We start from the raw sequence: 22,072 nt of genomic DNA, 5'->3' as shown, positions 1-22,072 counted from the left end.
GTAGATAGCTGAGCAATAGTTACGTTAAAGCTAGTATAGAATAGATTTAAAGTTATGTCCTTGCACGTGAGAAGTCATCTATACTAACGTTAAAATCTTTATTAAATTCCAACGATTAAATGAAAAATTATGGATAATAATCATGCAATTGTCATAAACTCAGGCTCGTCGAGTATTAAATTTGCAATCTATAAGTTTACACCCTCTTTAGATAAACTCTTGCATGGGGTTATTGAAAATCTACAGATAGAGCCCACCCTGAAACTATTTGATCATCAAAATACCTTAATTCGCCAGCAGGGTTTCAGTAAGGATTGTGATTATAAATTCTTTTTTGAATTACTATTTTCTGCACTTAAAAACAATCAACTTGGATTTAATATCACCGTCGCCGGTCATCGTGTTGTTCATGGGGGTAATGATTTTCATGCACCAACTCTGGTTTCACCAGAGATTGTCCAACAGTTACAAAAATTTATTCCCTTTGCGCCATTGCATCAACCTTATAACCTGGAAGCAATTACAACTATCTCGCAATTATATCCTGAATTAAAACAGGTAATTTGTTTTGATACGGCATTTCATACTACCCATCCTCCTGTTGCCAACCAATTTGGTTTGCCCCGTTCTCTTACTGAAGAAGGAATAAAGCGTTATGGTTTTCATGGTCTTTCCTACGAATTTATTATGCATCGGCTGAATGCTATCAATACTCACAAAAGCCAGAAACGTATTGTCATTGCCCACTTAGGTAATGGGGCCAGCATGTGTGCAGTAAACCATGGAAAATCACTCGACAGTACCATGGGTTTTACGGCTGTCGATGGCCTTGTAATGGGCACTCGCTGCGGCAATCTGGATCCAGGGGTTATTCTTTATCTTTCCCAGGCTAAAAAAATGTCTCCTGAAGAAATTCAGAATTTGCTTTACAAGCAATCAGGATTATTGGGCGTTTCAGGTATTAGCTCTAACATGCAGCACTTACTTGAAATTGATAGCGCACCAGCCAAAGAAGCTATCGATTTATTTGTTTATCGCATACGTCGTGAACTAGGTGCTCTTAGTGCCGTACTTGGTGGTCTCGATGTACTGGTATTTACTGGAGGCATTGGGGAGCATGCCTGGCAAATTCGGGAGGCTGTTTGTCAAAACAATGCATGGCTGGGTATAAAATTAGATCCTCATGCAAACAAATCAAATCAATTAACTATTCACGATAAAAGCAGTAGCGTGGATCTTTATGTGATTCCAACCGATGAGGAATGGGTTATTGCCAATCACTGCTACCAACTTATTAATAAAGGAATTTAATATGGACAAAACCTTACTTTTAGGGAAAAAAGCATTAGTCGTGGGTATCGCCAATGATAGCTCCATTGCTTATGGATGTGCACGCATGCTGAAAGCTGCTGGTGCAGAACTAGCCATTACTTATCTTAATGAAAAAGCCAAACCCTTTGTTGATAGCATTGCCGAAGAATTAAAACCTGCTATTTATACTCGTTGTGATGTTACGAGCAAGGATGATTTAGTCAATTTATTTTTAGAAATTAATAAAACCTGGGGTGAAATTGACATTGTAATTCACTCCATTGCTTTTGCTCCCAAACAGGATTTGCAAGGTCCCTTGGTTGAGTGCTCGAAAGAAGGTTTTCTTTTAGCAATGGATATTTCATGTCACTCGTTTATACGCATGGCTAATCTGGCTAAGCCTCTTATGAATCATGGAAGCTCCTTATTCGCGATGTCGTTTTATGGGGCAGAAAAAGTGGTTGAGAATTACAACTTAATGGGGCCAGTTAAAGCAGCATTAGAAGCCTCTGTCCGTTACATGGCTGTTGAACTAGGTCAACACAATATCCGCGTTATCGCCCTTTCACCTGGTCCTCTTAAAACAAGAGCAGCATCAGGCCTTGATAAATTTGATAATTTATTAAAGCAAGCAAAAGAAAAATCCCCGCTTCACTCCTTAGTAGATATCGACGATGTAGGTGCTATGGTCGTTTTTCTCGCCAGCAATTATGCAAAAAATATTACTGGCGATACCATTTATATTGACAGTGGTTATCATATTATCGATTAATTAACTCTTGTTTTGCTCTGTCCGGTTTTATCCGATATAACATGCAATAAAAAACGGGAACTAAGAGCATGGTGAGAACCGTGCCTAAGGTTAATCCAAACATAATGGTGACAGCCAAAGAAACCCAAAAAACATCTTGCAATAAGGGAATAACTCCCAGTATCGTTGTTACCGCCGCGTTAACCACCGGTGATAAACGACTTAAGGCAGCAGAAATTACCGAATCATAGGGTTTCATGCCAGCAGCCAAATTAAGATTGACTTGATCAAGCAGGACTACTGAATTTTTTATCATCATACCTGACAAACTCATAGCTCCCAGCAAAGCAATAAAACCAAACGGAACCCCCGTTATTAACAAACCTGCAGTAACACCAATCATGGCAAATGGAATCACCGCAATAATGATTAAAGGGGGGCGATAAGCATTAAATAACATGACAATGATCAACAACATGATGATAAGCGCAGGGAATAATCCTGGCTTTAACGCATCGGCAGACTCTTTACTGCTTTTGTATTCACCATCCCAAGTTAAAGTATATCCTGGCGGGAGTTTAATTTTTTCAAACTGCGGCAGGATACTATTTCTTAACGTACTTGCAGTAACTTGATCAGGCGAGCATTGCACCGTAACCGCCCTTCTACGATCCCAGCGCCAAATAATTGGATCTGTCCATGCTAACTCAATCCCACTAATGACCTGTGAAACCGGTATCGTTTGGGTATTCAATTGAGAATTGACCTGCAAAAGTGGTAAATCAACTGCAGCCGTATTACGCTCCGTCTCTGGTTGCCGCAGCACAATAGGAATTAAATTGTCTTCTTCGCGATATAACCCCACGGGGATCCCATCACTGGCTCTACGAAGCGCTTGTGCCAAATCCAGCCGAGAGATGCCCGCCCAGCGTGCACGCTCCTGTTGGTAATCAGGCACAATTTGCAATACTCTCTCACGCCAATCGGTTCTTACATCCTTGGCATAAGGACTGGCTTTTAGTATTGCCATAGCCTGATCGGCAAGATTACGCAAAATTGCCGGATCCGCATTTGCAGGCCCACTAAATCTGGCAGCTATTTTCCAATTATTAAAAGCGCCAACAGCGTATTTTCGTACTCTAACCAACGATTGAGGAAAGTTTTTTTCATTCCACGACGGCAAGATTGCAACTATTCGATCGACGTCTTTCAGAGTCTTCACATTAACAATCAATTGAGCATAGGAGGAGTAAGGAAACTCTGACTCAACAGGAAGATAAAATCGTGGTGGTCCCTGACCAATGAAAGAGCTCACACTCGTCACACCAGGATCTTGCAGAAGTTTTTGCTCCAATTTTTGTACATCAGAAGAGACGGCTTGAATTCGAGTTCCTTCTGGTGCCCAGTAATCAATCATAACCTGCAATCTTGAGGAATCAGGGAAATACATGATAGGTACGAATCGAAAACCCCAAATAGAAAGCACAAAGAGGGCACACATAACTGTCGTAAAAATCACTCGATAACGAACCACTGTTTCAAGGATGGACTTATAAATTTTATAAAATCGGTTATTGTATTTATCATCTTGCTCAGTTGTTTGTTTAGGTTGTGGCATAAAGTACATACAAAGAAGCGGTGTTGCTGTCTGCGATAAAACCCAGCTTAGAATCAAGGATACTGCGATAACTGTAAATAAGCTTCCAGCATATTCACCTGTATCGTAGGTGGAAGCAAAAATTGGATAAAACGCCATGGAAGCGACGATGGTGGCCCCGAGTAAAGGCAAAGCCGAAACTTTTGCAGCCTCGATGGCTGCTTGTTCTCGCTCCATACCTTGTTGTCGCCGGGTAATAAATCCATCGACAACAACGATGGCATTGTCCACCATCATACCCATAGCAATAATCAAGGCGCCCAAAGAAACACGTTGCAAGTCAATATGCAGCAGCTGCATAACAATAAAGGTACCCAGAATAGCTAGAATTAACCCAGACACGCCGATAATCATGCCGGCTCTGAAACCCATTGTAAAAGCCAACACAATTAGCACAATGATCACTGCTTCGACCAGATTGATAAGAAACGCATCGATTGACTCAGCAACAATATCCGATTGCCAGGAAATTTTATGAATTTCTATGCCCCTTGGCAGTGCTGCCTGGATTTGCTCGATACGCTTATTAACAGCATTCCCTACTTCAATGGCATTGACACCAGGTAGAGGCGCTAAAGCGATGCCAATTGCTGGAAGCCCGGAATAACGCATTAACTGCTGAGGAGGTTCTATATATTCTTCTTTAACCTCTGCAAAATCACGAATCCTGATAATTTCATCACTTTTCTTATTTTCTTTGATTTTTAATTCAGGAATGATAGCTAAATCACTAATCGCCTCGGCGCTGCTGAACTCACCCGTTGGAGCAACTCGCATGCGTTGAAATTGATAATCTACCTGACCTGAATCAACAACTTGATTCTGTAACTTCAACGTTCGCTCCAGATCAGCGACGGTAATACCCAATTGTGAGAATTGGGTATTGGAAATATCCAGATAAATTCGTTTCTGCTGGACACCCCATAAATCCACACGGGCAACCCCTGGAACAATACTAAGCTCTTTTTGTAAATGTTTCGTGTATTTCTCAAGTTCAGCGTAACTAAAACCATCAGCACTTACGGCCAATAAAAATCCGAATACATAGCCGAAATCATCTCCAACAATAGGAGCCTCGGTACCCGGCGGTAAATTTCCTTTAATATCTTGTATTTTTTTCCTCAAGGTATCCCATACCTGAGGTAAGCGATCAGACCAGTATTCATTTTTAATGTTAACTTTAATAATGGATAGTCCTGGTCTGGAAATAGAAGAAATATCTTTTACCTCAGACATTTCCTGAATTTTTTTCTCAATAAGATCAGTAACCTCAAGTTCAACTTGTTCAGCATTGGCACCAGGATAATGAGTAGTGATCGTTGCCGTTTTAACCGTAAATTCAGGGTCTTCTAAACGGCCCAGGTTAAAAAAGCAAACTGAACCTGCGACAGCTAACAATAAAATAATAAACCAGGTTACTTTTTTACTTTTAACAGCATAATCAGCTAAAGAGGCCATTTAGTTATCCTCTTGATTTAAAATAGTCACTGCTTCCCCTTCTTTTAGGGAATGAATGCCCGCAATAACCACCCAATCACCAGACGTTAATCCGCTCAATACAGATATTCCGGTGGATGTGAGCTCTCCAATTTGAATCTGCTGACGATGAACCTTTTTTGTTGTCGGATTCAAAACCCAAACATAAGTTTTATTATTTGTACCCATTGTCAGCACCGCAGAAGCAGGAACAGTTAATTTATTGTGGGAATTTTTCTCAATTTTTCCTTTCACTTTGCCTGCCATGCCCGGCAAAATTTCAATGTTTTTAGGTTGCTGCATAATGAGCGTTACAGGATACGTCCGTGTATCTGGAGACGCTTCATTACTAATTTCTTTAATTTTTGCAGGAATAAGTTGATCGGGAAAAGCATCAAATTGCACAGTGATATTTTTTGCCTCTGGAACAAGACTGATTGCATTTTCGGGGACTTGAATAACCATTTCGATTTGTGAGATGTTCAATAGTCTTGCGATATTTTGCTGCGCAGAAATGGTTTGATAATTCTCAACATGCAGATTTGCAATCTGTCCGTCAAAAGGCGCCTTAATTACGCTATCTACCAATGCTTTTTCCGCTAAATCCAAATTAGCTTGCGATATTGTCCATTTAGATTCAACCAGATCATAGTCCGACTTTGAAATATGACCTTTTCCAACAAGTTCTTGAGCTCGCAAATAATTTTGTTTGTCACGTGTTGCTTCTGCTTGGGCTGATTTTAATTTTGCTTCAAATTCTCGAGGGTCAAGCTTTGCGATGAGGTCACCTTTCTTAACCTTATCGCCAACCTTAATAGGTAGCTCAATCAACGATCCACTTACATTAAATGACAGATCGACTTCTTGAGAAGCCTTGGCTCGACCAGGGAAAGATCGACTATCGAACGATTTAAAATTACCAATTTGAATTACTTTAACGGGTCTTGCCTGAGCCGCAGATTGGTTATTTCCATTTTCACCACACGATATTAGTAATGTAATGGATAACATTAAATAACAAACTCGTGGCACTACCTTGTTCATAATCATCCTTGATTGATTTATTAAAGCGTTTTCATCTCATAATAATACTTTAATCAAATAAATCCACTCCAAGGGTTATCTGGATTTGGCGAAATTTGTTTAGTTTTTAGATAGCCTTATCTTTTTAATCACCTTTCGTGCTACTTTAAAGTTGCAATGTTTTTTTACAAGGAGAAGTAAATGAAATGTTATGCTTTAGGAATACGTCTGGATGACACTGCCACGTCGTTTCAATGGTTAATTCCTGGTAGTAATATCACCAGTTTTTTTGCTCAGAAAATCGTCGATAAACATAAAAAAGAAATCATTGCTTTTTGTGATCAGTTGCAACCCAACGAAACGCAGGGGCGACAGAAGGAAGGGTATTATTTTTATATTAAACGAATAAGTTCTGAGTATTGTGTTGTGGTGACTGATACCCAATTAGATGAAAAACAAATGAATTATTTAAGTTGGTACTTGCTGCGTGCAGGCATACCAATGAATATCATTGCCCAAGACATAGAAAAATATACCAAAGATTATAAGGTTGAAGATTTAAAACGTGAACTTAATGAAACGCATAAAATCATGCTTGATAATCTTGATAAAATCATTCTTCGCGGAGAAAAAATTGAAACGCTAGTCGCAAAAAGTGAAGGGCTCGCGACCACTTCATTTCAATTTAAAAAGAAGTCAGAAGAATTAAATAGTTGTTGGCCTACTTGTGTCTTAATTTAATGCGTTTATCTTATCTACATCTGTTTTTGTGAACTCAGGAAAGGAGCTCTTGCAAATGCTGGAATCCTTTCAAAAAATAATTAATTTCGCAGGCAATGACATGAAACCCTGCTATCTGGTATAAACATCCATCCCATTCTTTTTTATTAAATGTTATGAAGGAAATTATTTTAGCCACATCCAATCAAGGAAAAATTGCTGAATTAACAGCTATCCTTTCACCCATTGCCTGTATTTCACAAGCCGCCTTGGGTATAGAATCCCCGGAAGAAACGGGATTGAGTTTTATTGAAAATGCCCTTATTAAAGCCCGTCATGCAAGCCATTTAAGCCAAAAGGCGGCCTTAGCCGACGACTCCGGTCTGGTTGTTGAAGCTTTAAGTGGTGAGCCTGGAATTTATTCCGCACGTTACGCAGGACCTAAAGCGACAGATTCAGAAAATATTGATTTATTGTTAGCAAAGCTTTCCCAGACACCTGTAGAACAACGCCACGCCTATTTTTATTGCGCCATTGCAGTGGTGGCTTATCCTAATGATCCCACCCCTCTTCTGGCAACAGGTAAATTTTCTGGCAAAATTACTTTAGTAAAAGCAGGTGATGGAGGATTTGGTTATGATCCCGTATTTTTTATTGATGAACTCCAGTGCACAGCAGCACAATTACCTGCTAAGATTAAAAATACAATTAGTCATCGCGCGCAAGCATTAAATCAACTGCGCCATCAACTTTTTGAAAAACAAGCCTATGATTAACCTGATTATTCGCTCTTATGATGAATTGAGCAAACAAGACCTTTATGACATCCTGGCTTTACGTAGTGAAATCTTTATTGTCGAGCAAACCTGTTTTTATCAGGACTTGGATTATAAAGATCAAGATGCTCAACACCTTTTGATGTATGAGAATGGAAAATTAATCGCTTATGCACGCATTTTATCTTATGGTGATGAGGGCATGAGTTTTGGTCGTTTAGTGACTGCAGCATCTCACCGCGGACTAGGACTTGGTAAGCAATTAATGGACTCGATTTTGAGTTATTTAAAAACGCATCACCCAAGCCAACCCATTATCATCATCGCGCAGAATTACTTGCGAAATTTCTATGGCACTTATGGATTCATCGCCGAAGGAGAACCTTTCGATATGGACGGGATTCCACACGTGCGTATGGTAAAAAGTCCATGATTCCAACTGATTCAGAATGCGATACTTTATTTGCCGAAGCCTATTTATTGCAACGGCAAAATGAATTACCGCAAGCCATCAAACTCTATGAAAAGATATTAAAGCTTGACTCTAAGCATAGCCAAACACTACATTTTCTTGGCCTTGCTTATGCGCAACTTGGAAAAATAGAGAAAGCACTGGATTTTTTATATCAAGCTTTGGAATTAGAACCGAAAAATGCCAGCTTGCATAATAATTTAGGCAATGCCTATAAAAAAACCCAACAATTAGATAAAGCAATTGAGCATTACCAACGTGCTATCGACTTGGTTCCCGATTATGCGCAAGCTCATCATAATTTAGCAACGATTTATGCCACCCAAAATGATTACCTTAAAGCTTTACACCATTATCGTTTAGCCGTGCATGCAGAACCCGATTTTGCGGCAGCTCATTTTAATTTAGGATTGTTACTGCTTAAACATAACGAATTGGCCGCAGCAAAGATTCAATTTAAAAATGTGCTGGCTCTCCATCATGATCATCTGGAGGCCAATTTTTACTTAGGCGTATTAAATCTGGAAGCCAATTTATTAAACGAAGCAGAGCAGGCGTTTCAAAATGTGTTGCAACACGATTCCCATCATGTGGAAGCACTCACGAATTTAGGCGTCATTGCTTTGAAACGGGAACAAGGGCAACTTGCGGTTGATTACTTCACTAAAGCATTGGCCATTGATAATAATCATATTGATGCACGCAATAATTTGGCTGCGACGTTTATGCACCACGATCGTTTTGAGAATGCTTTAATGCATTATGATGTTTTGCTAAAGCAAGACTCCAAAAATAAAGAGTACCTTTATAACTCCGGTGTTGCGCAGATGGCACTGGGGCATTTAAGTGAGGCAATTACTCATTTTGAAGATATTTTACACGAAGAACCCACGCATTTTGCCGCGCTTAACAATTTAGCAGCCATCTACATGCGCCTTGAAGACAAAGAGAAAGCCCGTACTTTACTTAAGCTTGCCGTAGCGGCCAATCCTCATGACTCAGCAAGCCAACACATGCTCCATGCTTTAAGTAATGATGAATTAAATCCCAAAGCATCTCCTGAGTATGCCACCAATTTATTTAATAATTATGCGCTTTATTATGATCAACACATGACAGGCCCTCTCGCTTATGCCCTGCCACACCATGTAGGCCGCATTCTACATCAATTAAATATCCACCATGTTGAAAATACACTCGATTTAGGTTGTGGGACGGGCTTAAGCGGTGTTGTTTTAAGAGAAATTAGTGTCCGCTTAACGGGAGTTGATTTATCCGCCAAGATGTTAGCGCAAGCAAAATCTAAAGGCATTTATGATAAGCTCATTGAGGCGGAAGCACTCAGCTTCCTGCAACAAAATGAACAATCTTATCAATTAATTGTTGCCGCTGATGTGCTCCCCTATTTTGGAGAATTAGATAGCCTTTTTGCAGCAATAGCAAAATCGCTTACCCTTCAAGGCTATTTCATTGGTAGTGTGGAAATAAGTAACGATAAACCATGGCAATTGCAACCCAGTGCACGTTTTTGCCATAAATCCGATTACATTAAAGCACTGGCAAATAAATATTCTTTAACTATTATTCACCAGGAACAAGTTATAGCCAGACATCAAAATCAGCAAGTTTTAGCGGAAGAGCTTTTTGTTTTACAAAAGCTCTGACTAAAGCTTTTTATACCTGCAATTGTTTTTCATACTCTGCAGTGCAATCTCCAATGTACATCGCTAGATCTGAATTCGCTGTTGCTGCTGCCGTTTGCTGATTATTATTCTTAATATCAGTCCGGGCCCTGCAAGAATTAGAAGTCGAGTCATTTGCTTATCGCCTTTGCTTACCGCTTTATGCAAAGGTGTATTGCCATCTTTATCTTGAATATTTAAGGAAGCACCTGCATCTATCAAAACTTTTGCACAGTCTAAACTGCTTTCAACAGCCCAATGTAAAGCTGTTCGGTTAACAGCTGCATCTTGACGATCAATTAGACTAGCGTTTGATTTCTTTATGAACTTAATAAGAACTTTAAGTTCAAATAAACGTCCCCAGGAGGCAGCTCGTCTTAATGCCTGATCATAAACCGGGTTTGTCAATTCTCCTGATTTACGTAAAGAAGCACAAACTGAGTTAACCTGGATTAGATCATTGGTGCTTCGTCCACCATTAATAAATCCTAGAAGCCTTGGGGCAATTTTGCCATTTGCCTGCTCAATAATAGTCTGATTTACCGCAATCATTTTTGAACTTAACACAGATATTGCCAATAGGCTTTGTGTTTGTTCCATATCAGTTTTGCTTAGAGGCTTAGCAGCGAAAAGCAAATTAGAAAGCTCCATTAACATTTGCGGTAGACAGCCTATTAAGGAGCTATCACTTGCTGCAATTGACTTCACAGCATGTAAATAAGCGGCTACAAACTCGGCATTTGTACCTTCAAGATCTTGGTAATAAGTCAATTTTTTATCTTGCATCGCCTCAAGAGTACTGGTGACACCAGTTGATAAAACTAAAGCGCCCGTGGAATCTGCTACCATCTTGCGCATTACAGTATTGGGTAATGATTGATGGTATTCAATTTGTGGTAAAGTTTTTTTCGGACTTACTAAGGTATTATCCGCATTATAAGCACCTTGGATTTGCATTTGCTTATTCGTGAACTCTCCGACGAGCACATATTTATCAAGGTTAGATAACTTAATATATTGGGCTATCAATTTGTAATCTTTACTAGAATCAACCAGCGCGAGGTACATAAATCCATATTCACCTGTAGGTAAAAGAGCAGTTTGATTCCTGTTTAAGGTAGGTAAATCTTCTGCTTTAGTAATCGAAGGTAACCCTAATCTGTCAGAGCCCAAACCAGCACTACCTAAAAACATATCGTCATCATTAAAATAATCGTAGAGGTTTGGTTGTTCCGATTTTACCTTTACTTTGTAGTAGGTCTGTATAGAGAAACTTGAATAGGCATGTTGGTTAACATTTCCCACAAATAAAAATTTAGTTTCAGGAGAAATCACGCGCTTGATGATTTCCGCCGCAGTGTGTTTACACCGATTGGCATCAATAAAAGCTACAACCTGATTGTCCACTGCATCAAATTGTTCAAGGGCAGCAAGTCCAACACTTGTCTCTTCGATACTCACGCGACCATCCACGGGGTCACCATAAAGACTTTTAAATCGTCCAATATCAAGGAGGGGGCTTACTAACACCACATCAATACCCAGGCTCTTCGTTTCAATCTCTCGCTGAAGATCTTTAGCTATGTTTCCAGCGAAAGCAAAATCACCTTTTGCTGTAGGATTATGACAATTAGCATGAACAAGAATTACTTTACCCATCTCTAGCTCTTGAATTACTGATTAACTATGAACAAAATTTTAAAGCGCTAAAATTAACAAAATATTAACAAAACACGTATTTTTATATCTTTTTGTTTAATTTAAAATCATTTGGCAATAGAAGAAATATCTAGAAACAGTGAAGGTCTAGAAAACCAATTAAATTGGGCTCAAAGCCATTTCTCATAAAATACCTTTCAAAGATTAAGAAAATATTAAATTTAGTAAAACTCTGCGCACGTTGAGTCCGCCAAAAAAGCAAAAGCAGGAACCCTTTCTAAATGCCGAACTCTATACATGAAACGCTGTTATGTCCGCGCAAACAGGAGGAATTTTTCTTGTCCTGTGCAGAGGCTTATAAGAGTCATACCGCGAGCGAAGTCGCGGTATGAAATCTGAACTTAAAAAGAGAGGATTAAATCTTTATTCATATCATGCAACTGCGCCCTGAATAAGGCTTGAATATGCTTAAGACCCGTTTCATTTTGAGCTTCAAACCGAGCCACCAGGCAAGGTGTCGTATTCGATGCGCGCAAGAGTCCCCAGCCGAAGGGGAATTCAACACGTAAACCATCAATAGTGATTATTGTGGCTTCGGGAAACTGCGCTTGTTCGCAAAAACGCTGCATAAAACTAAATTTCTGCTCTTCCGCGATAGGAATTTTAATTTCAGGCGTATTAACACTATTGGGAATTGCAGCAAATTGTTCACTGACGGTTTGTGAGCTTGAACTTAGAATTTCCAATAAGCGACATGCACTATAAAGAGCATCATCAAAGCCATACCAGCGATCTTTAAAAAAGAGATGCCCACTCATCTCACCTGCAAGCGCCGCATCTTCTTCTCGCATCACCGCTTTAACAATCGAATGGCCTGTAGGGCACATTTTGGCAATCCCTCCTGCCTTTTCAATTAATTCACGCAAATGACTGGAGCATTTCACATCATAAACAATCGTTGCACCTTTCTTTTTTTCTAGAAGATGGCGAGCATAAAGCATCAATAATCGATCAGGCCAAATCACTTCGCCCTGATTTGTAACCACACCAAGTCGGTCAGCATCACCATCAAAAGCTAAACCAATATCGGCTTGATGACGAATGACGGCTTCTTTTAAATCCTTAAGATTTGTTTCTACACTCGGATCAGGATGATGATTAGGAAAATGCCCATCAACGTCACAATAAAGCGAAATGACTTCACAACCTAAGGCCGTGATGATATTCGGGATTACGGGGCCACCAATTCCATTACCGCAATCAACAACGACTTTTAACGGGAGCTGTAATTTAACATCACCAACGATACGCTGCAGATAATCAGGAATGATGTCTACTTTCAAATAATCACCACTTCCTTGTTTTCTTTTGGCCGCTCTAACTAGTTCAAAGAGATTATCAATATCCGCCTGAACCAGAGTTTTCCCTGCGAGAACAATCTTAATACCGTTGTAATTGGCAGGATTGTGGCTGCCTGTGACCATCAAACCACTATCCGTATCATGAGTATGGGTTGCATAATACATCACAGGTGTAGCAACCATCCCCAAATCAAGAACAGTGATACCACTGTCCATTAAGCCCTGCTGCAGCGCCTTCACTAAACGTTCACTTGTCAAACGACCATCACGCGCGACAAAAATTTTGTTCCGATTTAACTCGTGCAAGCGCCAGCTAATAGCCAATCCTATGCTATAAAAAGCATCCTCATCTAGCTGCTCACCGATAATACCGCGAATATCGTAGGCTCTGAAAACTGAACGGTCGATCTGTTTTTGTTGGTAAACCACTAGACTCTCCCTGAACTACCAAACCCATCTTCGCCGCGACTGGTTTCTATAAACGCGTCTACTATTTCAAACTGAGAATGAACAATAGGGAGAAAAACCAATTGAGCAATACGCTCGCCAGGATGCACTGTAAAATGTTCTTGACCGCGATTCCAACACGAAATTTTTAATTCCCCCTGGTAATCAGAATCAATAAGGCCTACTAAATTACCCAAAACAATACCATGTTTATGGCCTAAACCTGAGCGTGGTAAAATTACAGCAGCTAAATTGGAATCGGCAATGTAGATGGCTATTCCAGTCGGTAATAATACTGTCTCTTGTGGGGCAATTTGCATAGGCTCATCAATACAGACACGTAAATCCAGCCCCGCAGATCCAGGCGTGGCGTAATGAGGTAATTCGATTGTCTTGCCAATCCGTGGGTCTAAAATTTTTAATTGAATAGCCTGTTTCATATTATTCCTCTATTAAGACGATGCGCCATTGTGAATAGTTGCTGCAAGGATTGCAATAATTCTTCCTGCAAGTCGTGCTTTGTGCGTTAAGGGAAGTTCCCATTGTTCATTTTTTGTCAGTATAGTCACTTGATTACAATCATTCTCAAAACCCAGACCATGCCCTACTTGATTTGCAATAATCATATCGAGTTTTTTTGCCTTTAATTTACTTTGGGCATGTTGCAAAACTTGTGTTGTTTCCGCTGCAAAACCAATCACAAATGAAGCTTTACCACTTTGAGCGACGCTTGCAAGAATATCTGGATTACTGGTTAACTTCAGTGTTAATTCATTTTGTGTCTTCTTTTTGATTTTTTCCTTAGCCGGCGACTCAACCGTATAGTCGGCCACAGCAGCCGTACCAATAAAAATCATCCCTTCCTGGAAATGAGCCATGACTGACTCATGCATTGCCTTTGCAGAATCGACGTAATGAACCTCAATACCAGCAGGAGGAGTAAGACAAGTAGGACCGCTAACCAAGGTCACATGAGCCCCCGCTAAACTGGCCGCCTCAGCCAAAGCATAGCCCATTTTTCCCGAACTGAGATTACTAACATAACGAACTGGATCAATGGCTTCACGGGTTGGACCCGCCGTAATTAAAATACGTTGTTCGGCTAATAGCTGATGAACCTCATGAAATCTTAACGCATTGATAATTGCTTCCGGCCTACTTAAGCGTCCGAATCCTTCTTCACCACAGGCTTGAGAACCTTCTTCCGGTCCTACAAAAATTATTCCTCGTTCCTTTAATGTTTCACAGTTTTTTTGTGTCGCAGGATGCATCCACATGGAGCGATTCATTGCAGGACAAACAATGGTGGGAGTTTCTGCAACTAAACAGACGGTACTGAGTAAATCATCGGCAATTCCATTGGCCATTTTTGCCAAAAAATTGGCTGAAGCCGGTACGATAACTAAATAGTCAGCCCAACGCGCTAACTCAATATGTCCCATGGCTCGTTCGGCTTGGAGATCAAATAAATCAACATGCACTTCATGGCCGCTTACAGCTTGCAGTGTTAGTGGCGAAATAAATTGCCGCGCAGCAGCAGTCATGACCACACGCACGTCAGCCCCTAAACATGTTAGCTCCCGAACCAAATAAGCTGCTTTATAAGCGGCAACACCGCCGCAAATGCCGAGTACAATTTTTTTATTAGCAAAATCTTGCATGGTTTATCATTTTTAATAAGAATACCTGCGATCAAAGCATAAACCTCGCAATAAAGGAATAACGATGACTAAATCACGAGTCTTGCCACCTCCATTACAGGTGCGTGAGAAGCTATTATTTAAAGGCGCAAACAGTTTATCAGATGCCGAATTACTGGCTGTTTTTATTAGCAGTGGCAATAAAAAGAGAACTTGTATGCAGCTTGCTTTTGATTTAATTAATCACTTCGGTGATTTGCGCGCAATCTTAAATGCCGATTTACAAGCGTTTAATCAGATACCGGGTTTAGGGATAGTACGTTTTACCCAGCTACAAGCAATGCAAGAAATTTGTCGTCGCAGTGATTTTATTAGTTTACAAAAAGATATTCAGTTAACCAATTCGCAACAAACGCATCATTACCTGAAACGCCAACTAAGAGATAAGAAAAATGAAACCTTTTCTGCTTTGTTTTTGGATAATCAACATCGCGTTTTAGCCTATGAAGAATTATTTAGTGGGAGTATTAATATGGCCAATATTCATGTACGACCAATCATCGCTCGGATATTTAAATTAAATGCTGCAGCCGTTATTCTTGCGCATAACCATCCTTCTGGACTATCCGATGCGAGCCCCCATGATATCGCAGTTACCAAGCATTTAAGTCAAGCCTTGGAGCTGATTGATGTTCGCTTGCTGGATCATTTAATTATTGGTGACAATGAAGTTTATTCCATCATGCATAAAACCAAATGGGCTTCTCATTAAACGTCAAACAGGCCTTTGATTTTTCAATAAATTGCACTATTCCTTATTTCATTTTATGCTAATTCAAATTCAATAAAAACAAGGACGTTTTATGCCGATTGGTAAAAAAGTATTCTCCGATAAAGATATCTTCATTATCATTGGTGCAGGACCTTCCGGACTTTTTGCTGGCCGAGCTCTTGTAAAGTCAGGAGTTCCCCAAAAAAACATTGTATTTTTAGAAAAAAATAATCGCGTGGGAGGTAAATGTTATAGCTATACTGACCTCGAAAATCCGAGTTTAGTTACAGAGTATGGTGCCGCCTTAATAGCCCACAATTATGGCGTTGTTTTAGATGCTATTTTTGAAAAAAAAATCACCTATGAAACAGTATTGCCGACGGATATTCAGTCTATGGGCTTCATGCAGCAATATTTGCAAAAAGACACAATAGGACGTATTAAATTTTCAGCTGCATTTGCTGAAGAATTAATCATTTATGAGAAATACCTGCTTGAATACAAGCATGCTCGTGATAATAATTTGCCACTTCCGAAAGCTTTTGAACTCCCTTTTGTCGAATTTGCCAAGCAGAAAGGCTTAACTAAATTAAATGATTTATTACGGCCTTTAGTAACTGGTTTTGGTTATGGCGCAATGCAGGTTTGTCCAACTTTTGCAGTCTTTGAATACATGGGCCATACAACCATCCCCGGAATGCAATTAATCCCTACACTTTTAAGACAAGGCCCTTTCTATGCCATCCAGGGAGGCATCCAACGACTAATGGAAGCCATCGCTGCTGATTTTGAAGTTCTTACCGAAGCAGACGTTCAATCAATTGATCGCAGTAATGGCATATCTGTCGAGTTTTTACATCAAGGTCAGAAAAAAACACTCAAAGGAAGCTATCTCATTTTGGCATTGTCTCCTCTCCACTGGCCAAAATTAGGTTTAGACATGAGTGCAACCGAAGAGCTCGCCGTAAAAAATTTAACTTATTATCGTTATCCGGTTGCTATCTGTAAATTAAAAGGGCATCCACCTGTTCAGCGATTTTTTGAGAATGGCTTACAACCCGAGGGCTTTGGTAGTCTCGCATTAATCACTACTCGCGATGCCGATCCCCAACCTAAAGACCGTCTTTGCACTGCCTATGTTAATCTTCCACAAGGGAAAAATGATTACAATTTGTCTATAGATAGCACTGAAGGCCAGAAATTAAAATCTGAACTCGAACATGTTGAAGGCATGGAAGCAGTGCAGTTAATTAAAACCCATACCTGGGAAGACTATATGTCAATGTTACCCTGGGAGACTCGTTGTAAATTACAGGCCACACAGTTTGAAACAAATACTGGTTACATTAATTCGTGTCTATGTTTTGAAGATGTGGGTTGTGTTGCCAATTACGGCACAAACTTAATCGCACAAACATTTGCTCCCCAACCCACTAAAGTCTATGACGAATCATTAGTCACCGATATTGGGCGTATGTATCGTTTATTTAAAGCACCGCAACAAGCCCCTGTAAAAATAACACAACCCAAATCGTCAGAGATCAAGTTTATGCAAAATAGCAAAGAGAAGGAAGAAAACACAGGCACATTCCTTCACTTTTAACAATGGCAAACAGCAATTATTGTTTAATAATTGCTGTTTAAATTTTATTACCCATACATAAAAAGGCTATGCAATCTTTAACAATTGCTCTTCTTGAAGCACATAGTAAAGACTACCCGATTCTGCAAAATCTAGCGTGCTTTTATGTCTATGATATGTCCCGTTATTGTGGTTTTTTACCAGGATGGAAATGTCCTGAAACAGGTTTATATAAAAGTTATGATTTTAAAAAATACTTTGAAGATGAAAATCATTACCCTTTTATCATCCGTGTTGATGAAGAATTAGCAGGCTTTGTGCTTGTCAATAAAATTGCAATAACATCAGATGTCGATTGGCATATGAGCGAATTTTTTATTACCGCAAAATTTCAGCGACGAGGAATTGGCCAAACCGTTGCAAAGCAAATTTGGGAAAAATTTCCTGGTAACTGGGAAGTATCTGTCATTCCCCAAAATGAAAGAGGGTTAAATTTCTGGCGTAAAGCAATTAAAGCAACAACTAATGATCAGTATGTCGAAAACATCGTAAAAGTAAGTTGGGATATAACCAATCCTCGTATTATTTTTAATTTTAACATAGCAACTTAGTCAGAAAAAAAAGATTAATCTTGGCATTTTTATTGCCTGGACCGATACAAGACGAGGGAGAAGTCAACATGACAGAAAAGAAATTAGAGGTACTGGTCGTCGGCGCCGGACCTGTTGGTCTATTTTGTGCGAATGAATTAATTCGACATGGCATCCATTGCCGCATTATCGATAAAAAATCCACCATCAGTGATAAATCCAAGGCTTTAGCTATCCACATTCGCTCGCTTGATGTACTCGAAGATTGTGGATTTATTGATGAAATATTAACGCAAGGTCAAAAAATTAATGGCCTACTCTTTAGATTCAAAAATCAACAATTGGCGGATGTCGATTTTTCTTTGCTTGACACAAACAGGCATTTTTTAATCGCTTTACCACAAAATCAAACTGAAAGTATTTTGTATCAGGGGTTGACTAATAAAGGTTTAGTCGTTGAATGGGAAACTGAACTCACTGAAATTACTCAAGACGCTAATGGTGTCACTGCCCTATTAAAACATCAGGATGGCCATAGCGAAACAGTGCAAGTCCCTTGGATTATTGCCTGTGATGGCTCCCATAGCACCTTAAGAGAACAGGTAAAAGCAGAATTTAGTGGTGATAGTTACAAACAAACCTGGTGGCTTGCTGACTTGAGACTTGATTGGAATTTACCGAACAATAAAATAATCATGTTTATTAGCCAGGAAGGCCCTATGGCTTGCTTTCCCATGGGAGGAAATCGCTATCGTCTTGTGATGACTGCTGAAGAAAAAATATCTCATACCGACCCAACTTTAACGGATATTGAACGCGTCTTTAAGAGACGCTGCAAAGATCAGGTTAGTTTTTCTGATGCTGTATGGATTACCCAATTCGGCATTGCTCATAAGCAAATTGACAACTATCGCTATGGACGCGTATTTTTTGCCGGTGACGCAGCCCATGTGCATAGTCCTGCTGGCGGACAAGGTCTTAACACCGGCATGCAAGATATTTATAATCTTGTTTGGAAATTAGCCTTAGTGCAAAAAGGCTTTGCACGAGAAAAACTATTAGACAGTTACCATAGCGAACGACATCCCATTGGCGAGCAAATTTTAAAGAAAACCGGTATGCTCACCCGCATGATTATGCTCAGAAATCCTTTATTAATTTTTCTGCGTAATAAACTAATCAAATTGGTCACTTCATTTAATTGGTTCAAAAAATACCTAACGACTGATATGGCCGAACTAACCATTTCTTATGCCCAAAGTCCTATTGTGAAACAATTAGGTAATAAAACTGCATTTAAAGAAGGCGAATTTCCTCTTGATTTTTTCTTAACCGACTTACACACGAAAGAGAGACAATCATTTTATGAAATAATTCGCGGTACAATGCATCATCTATTTTTATTTACTGGCAAAGACAATATCCATCTTGCTGCAGCCTTAAAAACAGCGTCAGTAATGAACCAACGGTATGCTTCACTCATAAAAACGCATCTTGTGTTAGCAGATGAAGCTGAAATTCATAGCTCCAACTCCGTCTTTTTTGATCCCGGACAAGTAGTACATCAACGCTTTGCAATTAACGAGACCACTGCGTTATTAATTCGTCCAGATAAATACATTGGTTTAACTCAATGTCCTATAGAGCAGGATGCATTAGTGCGTTATATCGATGAATTTTATTTAATAAAATAAGCAATAAGCCGGAGTTTAATAATGATGATGCTACTTTTCTTTCTTTATTTCATTGTAGGGTTACAAATCGTATTTAAACCGAATCGCTTTATAACCTTGCAATTTTTGTTTTGTTTGTTTCTAACCATGTTAATGTTTAATTACCACAGTCACTTTGTGAGAATATAATGACACAAAATAAAGTTCATCAATTCGGTAATTTTGCTGGCCTGGTATTGATTTGTGTAGTATTGGCCCTAGCCTTTTATCAACAATTGGTAGAGCATACCTTACCTTGTCCTCTATGTTTATTACAAAGATTGTGTTTCATTGGTGTTGGACTATGTCTTTGTATGAATTTGCTAAATGGCATTCGCATTAACTACTACGGATTGATGCTTCTTACGTCATTGTTAGGTCTTGGTATTGCCTTGCGACAAATTCTTTTACACGCTACTCCAGGCGACCTCGGTTATGGCACGCCTATTTTGGGGTTGTATTTATACACTTGGTCGGCCATCGGTTTTGTTATCATTATGGGGGTAATGGCCATCGCTCTTCTTTTTGAACGTGGATTTCATGAGCAAAGCTCACAGCCTGGACGCTTAAGTTATCTATTGGCAAGTGTATTTCTTCTCTTGATTCTTGCGAATGGAATCAGTACATTTCTCGAATGTGGTCTTTCTATATGCAAAGGCAATCCCGTTCGTTATGATTTTTTAGATAGTATAGGTTAACGTCTGTTGTCATTTACGACCATAAATTAATTAACAGAGCAGGAATATCAATGCGTGCTTTAATTTTCTTATTCTTTTTATTGTGTACTCTTAACACTCAAGCGGATACGATGGATCATTACATGAATATTTCCAACAGCATTCCGCAAATGGAAATGAAAGCGGATCCTCAGGCACAAGCTTGGGCAAGATCGGCGCGAAATGTACTCATCATAACGAATGAAAGTATTGCTGAGACACTCTTACAAGCCAATGAGTTAGCCAAATCGCAAGGAAAACCATTATTTTGTCTTCCTCAAGGTACCAACCTAAACGCAATTATTTTAAATGGCATTATTCTGGAAACTTATCGCGATATTTCTAGCCAACAAAGTGATAAGGATAAAATGACTGTTTCTCAAGTAGCCTGGTTAGGAGTTACTAAAAAATACCCTTGTCAACCGGATACACACGGCAAACAAATGGAACATATGGCAGCCTTATTAGCACATTAAAAGACTAAATTTTCTGGCTTATCGCAAACAAAATGTAAATTTTTTGACAAAACAGCGCTATTCTTAGTACATTAGTTTTATTATCTCTAAAAGCCGGAAGTGCATGAATCCTTTATTGCCCCTAATGAGGAGTGAGAAACCGCTTGGCATTGATCAACAACTTGCCAAAGGCGATGTCGCATCTGCCTTAAAAGACGCATTCACTGTTCTTACTGGTGCAGCCGGCCTGTCTTTGAGTTCAGAAATCCCCGTATTTTTCAGCATCGACTCCAATGAAACTGCCTACAACCCTTATATTCCTTTCGAAGATAAATTTGAGGAAGCCATAGCGGAACATATAGGTACCCCCAATGCAAAAATCTGCCACATGAGGCTTTATGCTGATGAAAGTGGGAGAGCACATTGGCATAGTTTATTTGCCGAAATGGATGAAGATGGCAACTTAAAACAAATAACGATTACTGATTCTCGCTTAAAGGATGGCGGAGGTATCACTGCTCAAAAAGACATCGATAACAATCTTTTTTTACGAGAGAATGCAAATAAAATTAAATTTATTGCCGGAGAATCGCAGCCTTTTGGGGTTCATATTTGTTGGATTTATTGTTTGGCAAATCTCGCATCTCTTGCTGCATGCGGTAAGGTTTATCAATCCAAAACAAAACATCTGGGTATAGAATTGGCAGATATTATTGAGCGTCATAGCAAACTCAAAAAACATTCCTCTGCACTTGCAACAACTACAAAACAAATTACAGAAACGCCCTTATCATCGCCGCCACGCTCAGAATTAACAGACGCAACTACTGAAATTATTGAACGACAGGAAGATTCTCCCTCAGACGAGATTACATTCACCAGCAAAAAAACGCAGACAGCTACCTCAAGCTTGAATAACCTTTCGCACTTTGGTCTGTTTCCACCTGTTGAAGATAAACAAGAGAAGCCATCAGAGATAGAAATTTCCAATAGTACCTCTGCCCTGGCAATAGCAGATCCAAATCAATCATCCTTGGCCTTAAAATGGGGCGGAGCAAGTTCATTATTTGTAGGTGCCGGTACATGTATTGTCGGTGGCTTATCATTAACCCCCTTATTACCTCTAAGCCTTCCCTTTAGTATCGCCTTAATTAGTGTAGGAGTTGCCTTGGCATTAGCAGGTATTGTGATGTTAGCGGTTGAGCACTTTAGCCAAAAGAACCTGGAATCGGGGGATGTAAACACACCTAGTGTTGTACTGTAGAAATAT

The 22,072-nt window shown here is 39.5% G+C and carries 20 protein-coding genes; 14 read left to right on the top strand and 6 right to left on the bottom strand.

Annotation, left to right across the window (positions count from 1 at the left end; genetic code table 11):
* Window positions 1-129: 129 nt before the first annotated feature.
* The gene (locus tag PXX05_RS00840; protein ID WP_275089165.1) at window positions 130-1,311 is read left to right on the top strand and encodes an acetate/propionate family kinase; all 1,182 of its coding nucleotides are present in this window, start codon (window positions 130-132) and stop codon (window positions 1,309-1,311) included.
* Window position 1,312: 1 nt separating this feature from the next.
* Window positions 1,313-2,083, top strand: coding sequence for an enoyl-ACP reductase FabI (gene fabI, locus PXX05_RS00835; protein ID WP_275089164.1), 771 nt, complete (start codon window positions 1,313-1,315; stop codon window positions 2,081-2,083).
* Here fabI and PXX05_RS00830 read toward each other — a convergent pair.
* Window positions 2,073-5,177 (bottom strand): efflux RND transporter permease subunit, encoded by a 3,105-nt coding sequence (locus PXX05_RS00830; RefSeq protein WP_275089163.1) that lies wholly within the window; start codon window positions 5,175-5,177, stop codon window positions 2,073-2,075. The two genes, fabI and PXX05_RS00830, sit on opposite strands and share 11 nt — an antisense overlap.
* Window positions 5,178-6,239 carry an efflux RND transporter periplasmic adaptor subunit gene (locus tag PXX05_RS00825; protein ID WP_275089162.1) on the bottom strand — a complete coding sequence of 354 codons (1,062 nt, stop codon included), beginning with the start codon at window positions 6,237-6,239 and terminating at the stop codon, window positions 5,178-5,180.
* A 180-nt stretch (window positions 6,240-6,419) separates the two neighbouring features.
* On the opposite strand from PXX05_RS00825, the gene PXX05_RS00820 reads away from it, so the two are divergent.
* The 4 genes from PXX05_RS00820 (at window position 6,420) to PXX05_RS00805 (ending at window position 9,850) form a co-directional block, all read left to right on the top strand.
* Complete coding sequence (locus PXX05_RS00820) at window positions 6,420-6,959, top strand: hypothetical protein (protein WP_275089161.1); 540 nt, start codon at window positions 6,420-6,422, stop codon at window positions 6,957-6,959.
* A gap of 155 nt (window positions 6,960-7,114) precedes the next feature.
* Window positions 7,115-7,714, top strand: coding sequence for an RdgB/HAM1 family non-canonical purine NTP pyrophosphatase (rdgB, locus tag PXX05_RS00815; RefSeq protein WP_275089160.1), 600 nt, complete (start codon window positions 7,115-7,117; stop codon window positions 7,712-7,714).
* Window positions 7,707-8,147 (top strand): GNAT family N-acetyltransferase, encoded by a 441-nt coding sequence (locus PXX05_RS00810; RefSeq protein WP_275089159.1) that lies wholly within the window; start codon window positions 7,707-7,709, stop codon window positions 8,145-8,147. The genes rdgB and PXX05_RS00810 overlap by 8 nt, the downstream gene beginning before the upstream one ends.
* Entirely contained in the window at window positions 8,144-9,850 is a 1,707-nt protein-coding gene (locus tag PXX05_RS00805; protein ID WP_275089158.1) for a tetratricopeptide repeat protein, read from the top strand. Before PXX05_RS00810 ends, PXX05_RS00805 begins: the two co-directional genes overlap by 4 nt.
* 63 nt (window positions 9,851-9,913) lie before the next feature.
* Here PXX05_RS00805 and ankY read toward each other — a convergent pair whose 3' ends face one another.
* From ankY to coaBC, 4 genes are all read right to left on the bottom strand, one after another.
* The gene (gene ankY, locus PXX05_RS00800) at window positions 9,914-11,527 is read right to left on the bottom strand and encodes a Dot/Icm T4SS effector AnkY/LegA9 (protein ID WP_275089157.1); all 1,614 of its coding nucleotides are present in this window, start codon (window positions 11,525-11,527) and stop codon (window positions 9,914-9,916) included.
* Window positions 11,528-11,928: 401 nt separating this feature from the next.
* On the bottom strand, window positions 11,929-13,317 hold the full coding sequence (locus PXX05_RS00795) for a phosphomannomutase/phosphoglucomutase (protein ID WP_275089156.1): 1,389 nt from the start codon (window positions 13,315-13,317) through the stop codon (window positions 11,929-11,931).
* Window positions 13,317-13,775: a dUTP diphosphatase gene (gene dut, locus PXX05_RS00790; RefSeq protein ID WP_275089155.1), complete on the bottom strand. Its 459-nt coding sequence runs from the start codon at window positions 13,773-13,775 to the stop codon at window positions 13,317-13,319. The genes PXX05_RS00795 and dut overlap by 1 nt, the downstream gene beginning before the upstream one ends.
* A 12-nt stretch (window positions 13,776-13,787) precedes the next feature.
* Complete coding sequence (coaBC, locus tag PXX05_RS00785; protein WP_275089154.1) at window positions 13,788-14,996, bottom strand: bifunctional phosphopantothenoylcysteine decarboxylase/phosphopantothenate--cysteine ligase CoaBC; 1,209 nt, start codon at window positions 14,994-14,996, stop codon at window positions 13,788-13,790.
* A 64-nt stretch (window positions 14,997-15,060) separates the two neighbouring features.
* Here coaBC and radC point away from each other — a divergent pair, with 64 nt between their 5' ends.
* The 8 genes from radC (at window position 15,061) to PXX05_RS00750 (ending at window position 22,066) form a co-directional block, all read left to right on the top strand.
* Window positions 15,061-15,747 carry a RadC family protein gene (radC, locus tag PXX05_RS00780; protein WP_275089153.1) on the top strand — a complete coding sequence of 229 codons (687 nt, stop codon included), beginning with the start codon at window positions 15,061-15,063 and terminating at the stop codon, window positions 15,745-15,747.
* Window positions 15,748-15,838: 91 nt separating this feature from the next.
* On the top strand, window positions 15,839-17,350 hold the full coding sequence (locus PXX05_RS00775) for an NAD(P)-binding protein (protein WP_275089152.1): 1,512 nt from the start codon (window positions 15,839-15,841) through the stop codon (window positions 17,348-17,350).
* Window positions 17,351-17,418: 68 nt separating this feature from the next.
* A complete protein-coding gene (locus PXX05_RS00770; RefSeq protein WP_275089151.1) occupies window positions 17,419-17,940 on the top strand; it encodes a GNAT family N-acetyltransferase in 522 nt (173 codons plus the stop codon).
* A 68-nt stretch (window positions 17,941-18,008) separates the two neighbouring features.
* On the top strand, window positions 18,009-19,613 hold the full coding sequence (locus PXX05_RS00765) for an FAD-dependent monooxygenase (RefSeq protein WP_275089150.1): 1,605 nt from the start codon (window positions 18,009-18,011) through the stop codon (window positions 19,611-19,613).
* A gap of 21 nt (window positions 19,614-19,634) precedes the next feature.
* Window positions 19,635-19,781: a DUF5993 family protein gene (locus PXX05_RS15115; protein WP_420844600.1), complete on the top strand. Its 147-nt coding sequence runs from the start codon at window positions 19,635-19,637 to the stop codon at window positions 19,779-19,781.
* Window positions 19,781-20,329 (top strand): disulfide bond formation protein B, encoded by a 549-nt coding sequence (locus tag PXX05_RS00760; RefSeq protein ID WP_275089149.1) that lies wholly within the window; start codon window positions 19,781-19,783, stop codon window positions 20,327-20,329. Before PXX05_RS15115 ends, PXX05_RS00760 begins: the two co-directional genes overlap by 1 nt.
* A gap of 50 nt (window positions 20,330-20,379) precedes the next feature.
* Window positions 20,380-20,823, top strand: coding sequence for a phosphatase (locus PXX05_RS00755; RefSeq protein ID WP_275089148.1), 444 nt, complete (start codon window positions 20,380-20,382; stop codon window positions 20,821-20,823).
* Between the two features lie 103 nt (window positions 20,824-20,926).
* Window positions 20,927-22,066: a hypothetical protein gene (locus PXX05_RS00750; protein WP_275089147.1), complete on the top strand. Its 1,140-nt coding sequence runs from the start codon at window positions 20,927-20,929 to the stop codon at window positions 22,064-22,066.
* The last annotated feature ends 6 nt before the right edge of the window (window positions 22,067-22,072 follow it).

This window comes from Legionella cardiaca (genome assembly GCF_029026145.1).
Lineage (GTDB): Bacteria > Pseudomonadota > Gammaproteobacteria > Legionellales > Legionellaceae > Tatlockia > Tatlockia cardiaca.
The sequence above is the reverse complement of the archived record's forward strand: the minus strand, read 5'-3'. Positions and strand labels throughout refer to the sequence as shown.

What these genes read in the sequence shown, in the direction of transcription:
- PXX05_RS00840 (WP_275089165.1), top strand. Translation starts at nt 130, where the DNA reads ATGGATAATAATCATGCAATTGTCATAAACTCAGGCTCGTCGAGTATT.
- fabI (WP_275089164.1), top strand. Translation starts at nt 1,313, where the DNA reads ATGGACAAAACCTTACTTTTAGGGAAAAAAGCATTAGTCGTGGGTATC.
- PXX05_RS00830 (WP_275089163.1), bottom strand. Translation starts at nt 5,177, where the DNA reads ATGGCCTCTTTAGCTGATTATGCTGTTAAAAGTAAAAAAGTAACCTGG.
- PXX05_RS00825 (WP_275089162.1), bottom strand. Translation starts at nt 6,239, where the DNA reads ATGAACAAGGTAGTGCCACGAGTTTGTTATTTAATGTTATCCATTACA.
- PXX05_RS00820 (WP_275089161.1), top strand. Translation starts at nt 6,420, where the DNA reads ATGAAATGTTATGCTTTAGGAATACGTCTGGATGACACTGCCACGTCG.
- rdgB (WP_275089160.1), top strand. Translation starts at nt 7,115, where the DNA reads ATGAAGGAAATTATTTTAGCCACATCCAATCAAGGAAAAATTGCTGAA.
- PXX05_RS00810 (WP_275089159.1), top strand. Translation starts at nt 7,707, where the DNA reads ATGATTAACCTGATTATTCGCTCTTATGATGAATTGAGCAAACAAGAC.
- PXX05_RS00805 (WP_275089158.1), top strand. Translation starts at nt 8,144, where the DNA reads ATGATTCCAACTGATTCAGAATGCGATACTTTATTTGCCGAAGCCTAT.
- ankY (WP_275089157.1), bottom strand. Translation starts at nt 11,527, where the DNA reads ATGGGTAAAGTAATTCTTGTTCATGCTAATTGTCATAATCCTACAGCA.
- dut (WP_275089155.1), bottom strand. Translation starts at nt 13,775, where the DNA reads ATGAAACAGGCTATTCAATTAAAAATTTTAGACCCACGGATTGGCAAG.
- coaBC (WP_275089154.1), bottom strand. Translation starts at nt 14,996, where the DNA reads ATGCAAGATTTTGCTAATAAAAAAATTGTACTCGGCATTTGCGGCGGT.
- radC (WP_275089153.1), top strand. Translation starts at nt 15,061, where the DNA reads ATGACTAAATCACGAGTCTTGCCACCTCCATTACAGGTGCGTGAGAAG.
- PXX05_RS00775 (WP_275089152.1), top strand. Translation starts at nt 15,839, where the DNA reads ATGCCGATTGGTAAAAAAGTATTCTCCGATAAAGATATCTTCATTATC.
- PXX05_RS00770 (WP_275089151.1), top strand. Translation starts at nt 17,419, where the DNA reads ATGCAATCTTTAACAATTGCTCTTCTTGAAGCACATAGTAAAGACTAC.
- PXX05_RS00765 (WP_275089150.1), top strand. Translation starts at nt 18,009, where the DNA reads ATGACAGAAAAGAAATTAGAGGTACTGGTCGTCGGCGCCGGACCTGTT.
- PXX05_RS15115 (WP_420844600.1), top strand. Translation starts at nt 19,635, where the DNA reads ATGATGATGCTACTTTTCTTTCTTTATTTCATTGTAGGGTTACAAATC.
- PXX05_RS00760 (WP_275089149.1), top strand. Translation starts at nt 19,781, where the DNA reads ATGACACAAAATAAAGTTCATCAATTCGGTAATTTTGCTGGCCTGGTA.
- PXX05_RS00755 (WP_275089148.1), top strand. Translation starts at nt 20,380, where the DNA reads ATGCGTGCTTTAATTTTCTTATTCTTTTTATTGTGTACTCTTAACACT.
- PXX05_RS00750 (WP_275089147.1), top strand. Translation starts at nt 20,927, where the DNA reads ATGAATCCTTTATTGCCCCTAATGAGGAGTGAGAAACCGCTTGGCATT.